General features: G+C 66.2%; 10 protein-coding genes. 7 read left to right on the forward strand and 3 right to left on the reverse strand.

Annotated elements, in window-relative coordinates; all coding sequences use genetic code 11:
- Window positions 1-22: 22 nt before the first annotated feature.
- Window positions 23-604 carry a hypothetical protein gene (locus ACTEK7_RS31300; RefSeq protein ID WP_225129421.1) on the forward strand — a complete coding sequence of 194 codons (582 nt, stop codon included), beginning with the start codon at window positions 23-25 and terminating at the stop codon, window positions 602-604.
- A 58-nt stretch (window positions 605-662) separates the two neighbouring features.
- Here the strand turns inward: ACTEK7_RS31300 and ACTEK7_RS31305 are convergent, their stop codons facing one another.
- Complete coding sequence (locus tag ACTEK7_RS31305; RefSeq protein WP_225148305.1) at window positions 663-2,006, reverse strand: aminotransferase-like domain-containing protein; 1,344 nt, start codon at window positions 2,004-2,006, stop codon at window positions 663-665.
- Between the two features lie 186 nt (window positions 2,007-2,192).
- Between ACTEK7_RS31305 and ACTEK7_RS31310 the strand changes: the two genes are divergently transcribed.
- Window positions 2,193-2,429 carry a DUF1127 domain-containing protein gene (locus ACTEK7_RS31310; RefSeq protein WP_036015631.1) on the forward strand — a complete coding sequence of 79 codons (237 nt, stop codon included), beginning with the start codon at window positions 2,193-2,195 and terminating at the stop codon, window positions 2,427-2,429.
- Between the two features lie 259 nt (window positions 2,430-2,688).
- Here ACTEK7_RS31310 and ACTEK7_RS31315 read toward each other — a convergent pair whose 3' ends face one another.
- Both ACTEK7_RS31315 and ACTEK7_RS31320 read right to left on the reverse strand, forming a co-directional pair.
- The gene (locus tag ACTEK7_RS31315; protein WP_036030185.1) at window positions 2,689-3,114 is read right to left on the reverse strand and encodes a universal stress protein; all 426 of its coding nucleotides are present in this window, start codon (window positions 3,112-3,114) and stop codon (window positions 2,689-2,691) included.
- 55 nt (window positions 3,115-3,169) lie between these two features.
- Window positions 3,170-3,706 (reverse strand): SixA phosphatase family protein, encoded by a 537-nt coding sequence (locus ACTEK7_RS31320; RefSeq protein WP_036015636.1) that lies wholly within the window; start codon window positions 3,704-3,706, stop codon window positions 3,170-3,172.
- Between the two features lie 93 nt (window positions 3,707-3,799).
- On the opposite strand from ACTEK7_RS31320, the gene ACTEK7_RS31325 reads away from it, so the two are divergent.
- The 5 genes from ACTEK7_RS31325 to ACTEK7_RS31345 all read left to right on the forward strand — a co-directional run bounded on the left by ACTEK7_RS31325 (window position 3,800) and on the right by ACTEK7_RS31345 (window position 12,156).
- Window positions 3,800-5,257, forward strand: coding sequence for an NAD(P)/FAD-dependent oxidoreductase (locus ACTEK7_RS31325; protein WP_036015639.1), 1,458 nt, complete (start codon window positions 3,800-3,802; stop codon window positions 5,255-5,257).
- A gap of 87 nt (window positions 5,258-5,344) precedes the next feature.
- Window positions 5,345-5,857 carry a peptide-methionine (R)-S-oxide reductase MsrB gene (gene msrB, locus ACTEK7_RS31330; RefSeq protein ID WP_036015643.1) on the forward strand — a complete coding sequence of 171 codons (513 nt, stop codon included), beginning with the start codon at window positions 5,345-5,347 and terminating at the stop codon, window positions 5,855-5,857.
- A 223-nt stretch (window positions 5,858-6,080) separates the two neighbouring features.
- Window positions 6,081-8,333 (forward strand): flagellar hook-basal body complex protein, encoded by a 2,253-nt coding sequence (locus tag ACTEK7_RS31335; protein WP_036046246.1) that lies wholly within the window; start codon window positions 6,081-6,083, stop codon window positions 8,331-8,333.
- 34 nt (window positions 8,334-8,367) lie between these two features.
- Window positions 8,368-10,251 carry a flagellar hook-associated protein FlgK gene (gene flgK, locus ACTEK7_RS31340; protein ID WP_225148306.1) on the forward strand — a complete coding sequence of 628 codons (1,884 nt, stop codon included), beginning with the start codon at window positions 8,368-8,370 and terminating at the stop codon, window positions 10,249-10,251.
- 21 nt (window positions 10,252-10,272) lie between these two features.
- Complete coding sequence (locus tag ACTEK7_RS31345; RefSeq protein ID WP_036030173.1) at window positions 10,273-12,156, forward strand: flagellar protein; 1,884 nt, start codon at window positions 10,273-10,275, stop codon at window positions 12,154-12,156.
- The last annotated feature ends 66 nt before the right edge of the window (window positions 12,157-12,222 follow it).

Below are 12,222 nucleotides of genomic sequence, written 5' to 3' on the forward strand. Positions count from 1 at the left end.
CGCCCATGGGTTCGTTGACGACATGCCGGGAGCGGAAGCGGGTTCGACCACGAGCTATGCCTACAAGGCCTCGCTGATTGGCTCGGCGCATCGCTTCGAGTTGACGGAGCAGGGGCTGTCCTGGCACATCGCCGGCCGCTCCGGCCTGTGGCGCTATGACGAGATTTCGGCGATCCGGCTGTCGTTCCGCCCGGTGTCGATGCAGCAGCACCGCTTCCGCGCCGATATCAGCCGCGCCGGCGGCGGCCGCATCGCGATCCTGTCGACGAGCTGGCAGACCGCGGCGCTGATGGCGCCGCAGGACAACGGTTTTCGCGATTTCCTGATCGAGCTGCATGCGCGGATGGCCAAAGCCGGCAGCCGCGCCGAATTGACCGCGGGCCTCGGCCGCAAAACCTATGCGGCGGTGCTGGCGTTCCTGGCCGTGCTCGCCGTGGCAATGGCGGGGCTGTTGATCCGCGCGCTTCTGACCGGCGAGCTCGCGGGCGTGCTGTTCATCCTCGGCTTCGCCGCGCTGTTCGCCTGGCAGGTCGGCGGCTTCGTGCGGCGCAACCGGCCGCAGAGCTACAGTTTCGATCGCGTGCCGAAGGCCCTGCTGCCCTAAAGCGTTTGCGAGCGAAGTGGGTCCGGTTCGCGTGAAGAAAACGCGTCAGATGAGAGCCCTACTCCGTCGAATCGAAATCGTCCTCCTTGGTGCCGAGCAGCGAGACGATGGTGCGCAGGCCGGAATCGAGCTGCTCGGGCGACGGCGGGGCGAGCGCGAGCCGCACCGCGTTCGGCGCATGACCGTGCGCGATCGCGAAGGTCGAGGATGGCGTCAGCGCGATGCCGCGCCTTGCTGCTGCGGCGACGAAGGTCTGCGAGCGCCAGTGCGGTGGCAGCGTCAGCCAGAGATGATACGAGCGCGGATCGGCGGCGAGCTGGTAGCCGGAAAGCAGCCGTGCGGCGGTCTGCTGTCGGCGCGCGGCATCGATGCGTTTCAGCCGGGTCAGCTCGGCGACGGTGCCGTCGGCCATCAGCCGCTGCCCGGCCGCGAGCGCATGGCCGGAGGCGATCCAGCCGCCGGTCCGCACCGCGCTCATCAAACTCTCGCGCAAGTGAGGCGGCGCGACGAGGATGCCGAGCGCGAGCCCCGGCGCGACCTTCTTGGACAGGCTGTCGAGCACGATGCAGCGGTGGGGCCCGAGCGCCGCCAGTGGCGTGTCGTCGGCGAGGAAGCCGTAGACGGCGTCCTCGATGATGGTGAGATCGAGCTTCTCGGCGACGCGCATGATGTCGGCGCGCCGCGTCGCGTTCATGGTGACGCCGAGCGGGTTCTGGATGATGGGCTGCAGATACAGCGCCGACAGATGCGCCTCGCGATGGGCCTTCTGGATGGCGTCGGGCCGCGCGCCGACCTCGTCCATGGGGATCGGGACCAGCGTCACACCGAGCCGCGCGGCGATGCTCTTGACGTAGGGATAGGTCAGCGCCTCGACGCCGCAGCGGCCGCCGGTGGGCACCAGCGCGGCAAGCGCGGCCGCGAGCGATTGCTTGCCGTTGGCGGTGAAGAAGATCTGCTCGGGCTGCGGCGAAAAATCCTTGCGTGCGAGATAGGCAGCGGCGGCAACGCGGGCGCTCTTGGTGCCGGTGCTGGTCGAAACGCGCAGCGCGGATTCCAGCGCGTCGATGCGCTCGAGCCCCGCGAGGCTCTTGGCGATCATCGCCCATTGCTGCGGCAATAGCGGGTAATTGACCTCGAGATTGATGCGCGCGTCGGCCGGCTCGCGCATGGTCTCGACGTCACGCCTGACGTCGCCGGAGATGAACGTGCCGCGCCCGACCTCGCCGACCACGAGGCCGCGGCGGAGCAATTCCGTATAAACCCGGCTCGCGGTCGAGACCGCGATGCCGCGGTCATAGGCAAAATTGCGCTGCGGCGGCAGCCGGTCGCCGGGCCTTAACGTGCCGTTAGTGATATCGGCCGCAATGGCATCGGCGAGCTTCACGTACTCGAACTTGGACATATTGCACCGAGAGCAATGTTTTGCTTGCTCCGAGGAGTGTACTGGAGCATTTAAGTTCCATCAAGTTCCGCGATTGGGCCGAGGAGAGCGAGAGCAATCCGACGGCAAATGAGGTGCAGGCGCCCGCAAGCGTCCGCGCCAACGGCACCTGCTTCGCCGCGCGGGACGTTAGGCCGGAGAAGAAGAATGACCACGATCTCGCAAACTGCCGGGCGGACTTTACGCCCATCCTCATCGGGCGGATTTTTCAGTGCCCTAGCCCTGCGCCTCACCGCGCTGTTCGACCGCCTGGAGCGCCGCTCCGCCGTCAAGACCCTGAACGAGCTCGACGACCGCGCCCTGCGCGACATCGGCATCACACGCAGCCAGATCGAGGATGCCGTGTACGGGCAGTTCAAGACCGAGCTGTCGCGGTATCTGTGATACTCGCCTGTCCCGGACGCGCTGCAGCGGGAAACGCTGCTGCGCAGAGCCGGGACCCAGCGGATCGCACTCGCTGACGCATGGGCCCCGGCTCTGCAGCGCATCACTTCGTGCTGCGCAGCGTCCGGGGCACGGAAGCGCGAGTGTGGCACGCAGCTGCCTCTACGTCATTGCGAGCGCAGCGAAGCAATCCAGGCTGTTGCCGCGGAAAGACTCTGGATTGCTTCGCTTCGCTCGCAATGACGGAGTCTGCTGCCCTTCAATGCCTCACCACCAGCACCGAGCACTTGGCGTAGCGCACGACGTGGCCGGCGTTGGAGCCGAGGAAATAGGTGCGCATCGCCGGGCGATGCGAGGTCATCACGATCAAGTCGGCCTTTATGTGCGCGGCTTCCTCCAGGATCTCGTGATAGATGCCGCCCTGGCGCACCACGCTGGAGATGCGGGACGGCTCGATGCCGGATTCGCGCGCGACGATGGCAAGCGCCTCTTCCGAGGTCTGGCGCTGCTGCTCGTCGAAATCGGCCGGGACGTACTCGGCCAGCATCACCGGCGTCATCGGCAGCACGTTGAGCAGGCGCACGGTGCCGCTCCAGGTCTGCGACAAAGTCGCCGCGGTCGCGATCGCCGGCTTGGCGAGATCGGTGTCGGCGAGGTCGATGGGCACGAGGATGGACTTGAACATCTGCGCCTCCCTGTGAACCAGGCTGAACCAACCGGTCGAGACGGCGCCCGCGCGTCTAGCCCGATCGAAGCAGCTTGGGGCTGACGAACAGCACCAGCTTGCCGCGGCGGTAGGCCACGTCATCCCAATCCTTGACGTCAAAGTCGAAGATCGCAAGCCCCGCTGTGGGCAGGTTGTCGCCGAGGGTCTTGGCGCCATCGGGATCGCCGCCGCCGATCAGCATGAGCGCGACCTCGTGCATGCCGGGATTGTGGCCGATCAGCAGCAGCCGCTTCGGATCGGCCGGGGCGGTTGCGGTGCGAATGGTGTCCAGGATCTGCGCGGGATCGGCGCCATAGAGTTCCGGCAGGACCTCGACCTGCGGCGCCGGGACGCGGTCCTTCATCGCCTCCCAGGCGATGTCCCAGGTCTGACGGGCCCGCACGGCGTGGGAGACCAATACGGTATCGGGGAAGGGCGGATGGGCCGCGATCCAGTCTCCCATCCGCGCGGCATCCTTGTGGCCGCGGTCGTCGAGCCGGCGGTCCTGGTCACGGCCGCTCGGTGCGTCGGTCTCGGTCTTGGCGTGACGCAGCAGCATCAAACGGCGCATGGCATTCTCGAATCGTTCCACGTCCAGGATAATCTACAGGCGCCGGTTGAGGACAAGGTGACAAGGGCCCGCACAGTCCTCTAAGAAAACTGCATGAGCGAGACTTTCACAAGCGTGTCCCAGGAAGAAGCCGGCTTTCGCGACCGCGTGCGGCTGTCGTTCGATCTCGATGCCGACATTTGTGTGATCGGGGCGGGCCTGGCCGGGCTTACCGTGGCGCTGGAGGCGGCCCGGCTCGGGGCCAGCGTCGCGGTGCTCGAGGGCCGGCATATCGGCTGGAACGCCTCCGGCAACCAGCTCGGCACCGTGATGCCGGGCTTTGCGCTGCCGCTCACGGACCTGATCGAGCGCATCGGCTTGGAGGACGCCCGCGAATTGTGGACCCTGTCGAAGCAGGGCGCCGAGTTCGTCCGGGCCAACGCCAGCGAAGAGAGCATGCCGGGGATCGGCGTCAGCGACGGCGTGCTGGAGGTCTCCAACGTCGATGCCGGCGACCGGCTGATCAGCCGGCTGCAGATGCTGAACGAGGATTTCGATACCGAGGTCGAAGGCTGGCAGGTCGACCGCGTGCGCGAGGCGCTCAAGTCCGATCATTACTTCCACGGCGTGTATTATCCGAAAGCGTTCCAGGTCGACGGCCGGAAATACGTGCACGGCCTTGCGGCGCTGGCACGGCGGGCAGGCGCCCGCATCTTCGAGGACACGCCGGTCGTCAGCATCGATCATTCCGGCATCCGCAAGCGCATCGTCACGCCCTCGGCGCGGCTGCGGGCGAGCCACATCGTGCTCGCCGGCAACATTCATCTCGGCGCCCCCTCCAAGCGCCTGTCGGAGACGTTGCTGCCGGTCTGGCGCTATGCCGGCGTGACCGCGCCGCTCGGCGAGCGCCTGCACGAGATCATCGCCTTCAAGGGATCGGTGATGGATTCCGACGGTGTCGATCATTTCCGGCTTGTCGACGGCGACCGGCTGATGTGGGAGAGCCCGGAGACCACCTGGGCCGCGCGTCCGCAGCGCTTCGCCGGCGCCATCAAGCGGCGGATCCGAACGATCTTTCCCGAGCTCGGCAATGTCGAGATCACCGACATCTTCGGCGGCGCCACCGGCCAGACCGTGCACGGCATGCCGCAGATCGGCCAGCTGCGCAAAGGCTTGTGGGTGGCGAGCGGGTTCGGCCGCCAGGGCATGAACACCTCCGCCATGGCCGGACAGATGATCGCGCGCAGCATTTTGCGGGGCGATGAGCGCTGGAAGCTGTTCTCGCCGTTCGAACTGGTCTGGGCGGGCGGCGCCACGGGGCGCGTCGCCGGCCAGCTGGTCGGGATCTGGGGCAGGGCGAGCTCCGCCGCCGCAGGTGCGCTCGCCCGCTATCGCGAGCGCGCGAGGGTCAAGGACAGGCAACGCGAGGCCCGCCTCGCCGAAGCCAACCGCGCCGCCGGCACCGGTCCGCGCCGAGCGCCGCCCGGCGTGCGACCCCGACCGGCGCCACCGCCGAAAGCCGCGGTCGGCGCTGCGGAACCGGTCGTGCACGAGGATCGCGTCTCGCAATAAGTTGAGCGAAATTCCGCTCCGACGTGTAACTTCGGCCGGCAGAAGCCCGTATCTCAGGGCGTGGACTTCCCGCGCACGGAGAATGACATGCTTGACCGCCGCATCCTGCTCACGACTGTCGCCGGCCTGTTCGGCCTTTCGGCCTTGCGCTGGCTGAGAGGAACACCTGCCGAGGCCGGCGAGAAGGCCGCGCAAAAGTTCGAGATCACGAAGACGGAAGCCGAATGGCGCGCCCAGCTCACGCCGCAGCAATATGAGATCCTGCGCAATCACGGCACCGAGCGGCCCGGCTCCAGCCCGCTGCTGAAGGAGAAGCGCAAGGGCATCTTCGCCTGCGCCGGCTGCGACCTGCCGCTGTTTACGTCGGAGACCAAGTTCGAGAGCGGCACGGGCTGGCCGAGCTTCTATGCGCCGATCGAAGGCAATGTCGGCAAGACCGAGGACCGCAGCTACGGCATGGTCCGCACCGAGGTGCATTGCCGGCGCTGCGGCGGCCATCTCGGCCATGTCTTCGACGACGGCCCGAAGCCAACCGGATTGCGCTATTGCATCGACGGTTTCGGCTTGGTCTTCCACCCCGCGGCGGCGTCGGCGACGTAGGTTTCGCGGGAGTCATTCCGGTCCTGCGGACCGCTCCGGAACGACAGGATGCCCCGGCAATTGTTGCCGGTCCCGGCAAATGTGCCCCGGTCGTCAGACCGGGGCTTTTTCATTAAGTCATTGATTTCCTGAAGATACCCGCATTGGCATAGGCCTTGCGACGTCTCTTTCCGATTGCGGCCATGGTCGACCGGCCGCCGAGATCGGATTTGGAGACAAAGTTATGGGTATCTTCGATGCAATGAACACCTCGGTGGGTGGCCTGCAGGCGCAGTCCTTCGCGCTGCAGAACATTTCCGGCAACATCGCGAACTCATCCACCACCGGTTACAAGGGCATCGGCACCAGCTTCGTCGACCTCATTCCGGACTCCTCGGTTCCGAGCAAGCAGGTGGCAGGCGGCGTGCAGGCCAACGCCAAGGCCACCATCACGACGCAGGGCACGATCTCGTCCTCCAGCGTCGCCACCAACATGGCGATCACCGGCGACGGCTTCTTCTCGATCCAGAAGGCGAGCGGCGTCGTTGACAACGTGCCTGTCTTCACCGGGGTGACCTACTATACGCGGCGCGGCGACTTCCAGCTCAATGCCAACGGCAACCTGGTCAACGGCGCCGGCTATTATTTGATGGGCGTCACGGTCGACCCGAAGACCGGCAACCCGACCGGCAGCGTGGCAAACGTCCTGCAATTCCAGAACAACTTCATTCCGGCGCAGGCGACCACCTCGATCCAGTACGCAGCGAACCTGCCGACCCAACCGAACACGGTGGCAAAAACCACGGCATCGACCGGCACCTTGCTCGCCGCCGGCGGCCTGAACCCGTCCGATTTCGCCGCCAATCCGCTGCCGGTCGGCACGCCGCCGGCGCCCTATGCCAATGCGACCGTGTCAGGCGCGGCCGCAACCGGCAACATCCGGTCGGCCTATTCTTCGACGACGGCCACCGGCACGGTTGCGCTCCAGAACAATTCGTCCGCGGTCGCCTCGACGACCACGTCGCTCGACAATACCGCCGGCACGCATCTCGCCTCCAGCATTCTGACCGCGTTGAGCGGCCAGACGTTGACCATCAACGGCAACACCATCACCTTCAACGGCGGCACCACGGTCTCGACCGTCGGCAGCAACACCACGATCGGTCTCGGTGCGGGTACGACGGCGACTGTGGCCGACATCCTGAACGCGATCCAGACGGCCGGCGGCGCCGGCGTCACCGCTTCGCTCTCGGTCAGCGGCAATATCCAGATCGCGACCGGCACCGGCACCGACGTCGCGATCGGCAGCGGCACGGCCGCCACCGCGCTCGGCATCAGCAGCGTGACGCGTGGCGGCAACGTGCTGTCCTCGCCTGCAATCTCCGGCGCGACGGTGCTGAGCGGCTCGGCCACCGCCGGCGGTGCCCAGGTGCTCACGTCGGGCTTTTCCCCCGGCGACACCATCACCGTCAACGGCCAGACGCTGACCTTCATGGCCTCGGGCGCCTCGGGTGCGAACCAGATCAACGTCACCGACAACATCACGACCCTGCTCGGCAAGATCGACGCGCTCTCCGGCGCCTCGGGGTCGTCGGTCAGCAGCGGCGGCGTGATCACGCTCAACACCGGCACCGTCTCCAACCTGACGGTCTCCAGCTCCAACAGCGCGGCCTTCTCCGCGCTCGGCTTCACCTCGACCATCACCCGGAATCGCGAAGGTGGCGGCACGGCCGGCACCGGCGGCGTGATCGGCAACGACATCGCCACCTTCACCAAGGAATCGATCAGCGGCGGCGCGGTGACCGCCTACAACGCCGCCGGTACGCCGGTGAACCTGCAATTGCGCTGGGCCAAGACCGACAGCGCCTCGCTGGGCGCGGGTCATTCCGACAGCTGGAACCTGTTCTACCAGACCGACCCGAACGCGACCGGCACGACGGTCGGATGGGTCAATACCGGCCAGACCTTCACCTTTGCCGCCGACGGCTCGCTGACCTCGCCGAGCGGCTCGGGCATCACCATCAACAACGTCACCGTCAGCGGCCAGTCGCTCGGCTCCGTCGCCTTCAACATCTCCTCCGGAGGCCTGACGCAATATGCCAGCACCAGCGGCGCGGTGACGATCAACACCATCACCCAGAACGGCTACGCCGCCGGTCAGCTCCGATCGGTCGCCGTCAACAACAACGGCGTGGTGGTCGGCACCTTCTCCAACGGCCAGAACCTCAACCTCGCGCAGGTGCAGCTGTCGCATTTCAACGGCACCAATTATCTGAAGGCGATGGACGGCGGCGCCTATGCCGCGACCGAACAATCGGGTGACGCCATCGACGGCGCTTCGGGCACCATCAGCGGCTCGTCGCTGGAGGGATCCAACACCGACATCGCCGACGAATTCACCAAGCTGATCGTGACCCAGCAGGCCTATTCGGCCAACACCAAGGTGATCACGACGGCAAACTCGATGGTGCAGGATCTCCTCAACGTGTTGCGCTGATCGGCGCGTGACGTAACAAAGGCGGGCCAGTGATATGGGTTTGAGTTCAGCCCTCGCCAGTGCGATGAGCGGTCTGCGTGCCAACCAGGCCGCGCTCTCGATCGTCTCCTCGAACGTCGCCAATGCGCAGACCCCGGGTTACGTCGTCCAGACGCCGAACCAGATCGAGGTCACCACCGGCGAGTTCGGCGCGACGGCGATGACGACCGGCGTCAGCCGCCTGCTCGACACCTATGTGCAGAACCAGCTACGGACCGAGACCGGCGGCGGCGGCTACGCCGACCAGATGGCCAACATCCTGAAGCAGCTTCAGAATGTCTACGGCACGCCCGGCAATTCCGGCACGCTCGAAAGCGCGCTGAACAAGTTCACCACGGCGCTGCAGGCGCTGTCGACCAGCTCGGGTGCGTCGTCGGCGCAGACCGTCGCGCTCGGCGCGGCCCAGGCGCTCGCGACGCAGCTCAACGTCACTACCAAGGGCATCCAGTCGCTGCGCTCCAACGTCGAACAGAATCTCAGCAATTCGGCGCAGGCCGCCAATGCGGCCATGAAGCAGATCGCCGACATCAACACCAGGCTCCAGGGCCTGTCGGCCAACGATCCCTCGGCCGCAACACTGATGGACCAGCGCGACCAAGCCATCAACACGCTGTCGAAATATGTCGACGTCCGTGTCACCACCGACAACTCGAACCAGGCCAACATCTACACCACGACCGGCATCCAGCTGGTCGGCGCCGGGCTCGCCTCGGAATTCTCCTTTGCCTCCGCCGGCGCGCTGTCGGCAACGTCGCTCTACAACATCGACCCTGCCAAGTCCGGCGTCGGCGCGTTCAACATCAAGCTGCCGAACGGCTCGCAAGTCGACGTCGTCGCCAACAACGTGGTGTCGTCCGGCCAGATCGCGGCCGACCTGAAGCTGCGCGACGACATTTTGGTGCAAGCGCAGAACCAGATCGACCAGCTCGCCGCCACGATGGCGAGCGCGCTGTCCGATAAGACCACGACGGGCAGCACGGTCACCGGCCCGCCGGCCGGCTTCGATCTCGAGCTCGCCGGTGCGCTGCCGGGCAACACGGTCAACATCACCTATACGGACACGGCGACCAACACGCAGCGCCAGATCACGCTCGTCAACGTGACCGACCCCGCCGCGCTGCCGCTCCAGAACGCGACCAACGCCAACCCGATGCGGATCGGCGTCGACTTCGCCGGCGGCATGGGCGCGATCGCCTCTGCGCTGAACACCGCGCTGTCGGGCACGCATCTGTCGTTCTCCGCCGCCCCGTCGCCGGCGACCGCCACGACGCTGCGGGTGACCGACGACAACACCGGGCTTGCCAAGGTCGGTTCGGCCTCGACCACCAAGACGATCTCGTCGCTGACCTCGGGCAATCCGCAGCTGCCGCTGTTCACCGACGGCGGGCAGGCGCTCTACACCGGCGCAATCACGGCGTCGGGCTCGCAGATGACCGGTCTTGCCGCGCGCATCGCCGTGAACACGCAGCTCGTGACCGATCCGACCCGGATGTCGGTCTACAATACCTCGCCGGTGACGCCCGCAGGCGACACCACGCGTTCGGACTATCTCTACTCGCAGCTCACCAGTGCAGTGTTTTCCTATTCGCCGCAGAGCGGCCTCGGCTCGGCGAGCCAGCCTTTCACCGGCAGCGTCTCGAACTTCCTCCAGCAGTTCTTGAGCGTGCAGGCCAACGCCGCGACCCAGGCGACCCAGCTCCAGCAAGGCCAGAGCGTCGTGGTCTCGACGCTCCAGGCCAAGTTCGACTCGACCTCCAAGGTCAACCTGGATTCGGAGATGTCGAACCTGATCCAGCTTCAGAATGCCTATGCCGCCAACGCCCATGTCATGTCGGTGGTGCAGACCATGATGAACACGTTGATCCAGGCTCAATTGTAAACAGTAACAGGGCTCCGAAAGATGGCGATCAGCAGCATCAACTATTCTTCGTCGATCCTCGGCGCGCAGATCCGCAACATCAATCAGCAGCTCACCGACCTCTCGACGCAGCTCTCGACCGGCAAGCTGTCGCAGAACTATGCCGGCATGGGGACGAACGAGGGCTTTGCGATCGCCGGGCGCGCGCAGCTCTCCAACATCGCCGGCTATACCGACACGATCACCAACGTCAACGTCAGCATCAACCTCGCCAACACCGCGCTGCAATCGCTGACCAAGATCCGCAGCACGGTGCAGACCGGCTCGGCCTCTACCGCGCAGGACCTCAACGTCAACGGCCAGACGATTGCCCAGAACACCGCCGCCGCCCAGTTCGGCTCGATGGTCGGTGTCCTCAACACGCAGACCGGCAGCCGCTATCTGTTCTCCGGAACGGCAGTCAATACCCAGTCGGTCGCCGATGCCGGCGACATCATTAACGGCACCACGACACAGGCCGGTTTCAAGACCGTCATGGCCGAGCGCCAGGCCGCGGACCTAGGGACCAGCGGCATGGGCCGCCTGGTGCAGACGCAGCCGACGGCAAGCTCCGTGCAGGTGTCGGAGGACGTCGCCGGATCGCCGTTCGGCCTCAAGATCAAGGCGGTGTCCTCGACGCTGACAGGCGCGACCGTCACCGGCCCGAGCGGCTCGCCGGTGTCGTTCTCGGTCGATCTCAACGGCGTCAATCCGAACAACGGCGACAAGCTCAGCATTCAGTTCACCCTGCCGGACGGCACGACCGAGCAGATCGACCTGACGGCGTCCTCGGCAACGCCGACGCCGCTCGGCAGCTTCGCGATCGATGCGAGCACGCCCGTCAACCCGAACAATACTGCTGCGAATCTCAACACGGCGCTGAACACCGCGATTCAGAAGCTCGCCAACACCTCGCTGGTGGCGGCATCGGCGATCGTTGCGGGCGACAACTTCTTCAACACCGCGAGCTCTGCGATCGGCACCCCCGTCAACAACCAGACGGCGCCGGCGGCCCCGGTCACCGGCGCGACGGCGCTATCGGGCGCGAGCCCCTCGGACTCGATCTCGCCGGGCTTCGTCGCAGGCGATACCATCACCGTCAACGGGACCACGCTGACCTTCGTGGCCTCGGGCGCGACCGGCAACCAGCTCAATGTCACCGACAGCATCCAGACCCTGCTGAGCAAGGTCGACGCGATCACCGGGACCTCGAAGCCTTCGACGGTCCATGGCGGCTCGATCACGATCAACACCGACGATGCGGCGAGCCTCAACATCACGACGTCGAACACCGGCGCGCTGAGCGCGCTCGGGTTCAGCTCGACGCCGGTGACCGCCACGCAGCCGCCGCTGCGCGTCGGCTCCTCGCCTGCGAGCTCGGCGACCACGCTGGTGAACGGCTCGGCCAATACGGTGAAATGGTATTTGGGCAATGACGGGCCCGGCTCGGCGCGCTCGACCGCGATGGCGCGGGTCGACGATGCCGTGACGGTGCAGTACGGCGCCCAGGCGAATGAGGATGCGATCCGCCGGCAATTGCAGGCGATCGCGGTGTTCGGCACCTTCTCGACCTCGCCGACGGGGCAATATTCGGGCGGGCAGGTCTCGGCGCTGAGCCTGCGCACGACCCAGGCGCTGACCCAGCAGCCCGGACAGCAGCGCATCGAGGACATCCAGACCGACATCGCGATGGCCCAGAACACGATGAAGGACGCGAGCACGCGCCAGACCCAGGCCAAGGCGCAGCTCCAGACCATCATTGACCAGGCGGAATCGGCTTCGCCCGACCAGGTCGCGAGCGAGATCCTGGCGCTGCAGAACGCCCTGCAGGCGTCCTACCAGGTGACCTCGAACCTGGCGCAGCTCTCGCTCGTCAAGTTCCTGTAATGAAGCGTTAAGACGCCGTTAACCATGCCTGTTTACCTCTTGGTGAGGATTGCAAGCGGGGGCGGA

The sequence above is a fragment of the Bradyrhizobium sp. JHI2711 genome (genome assembly GCF_056156565.1).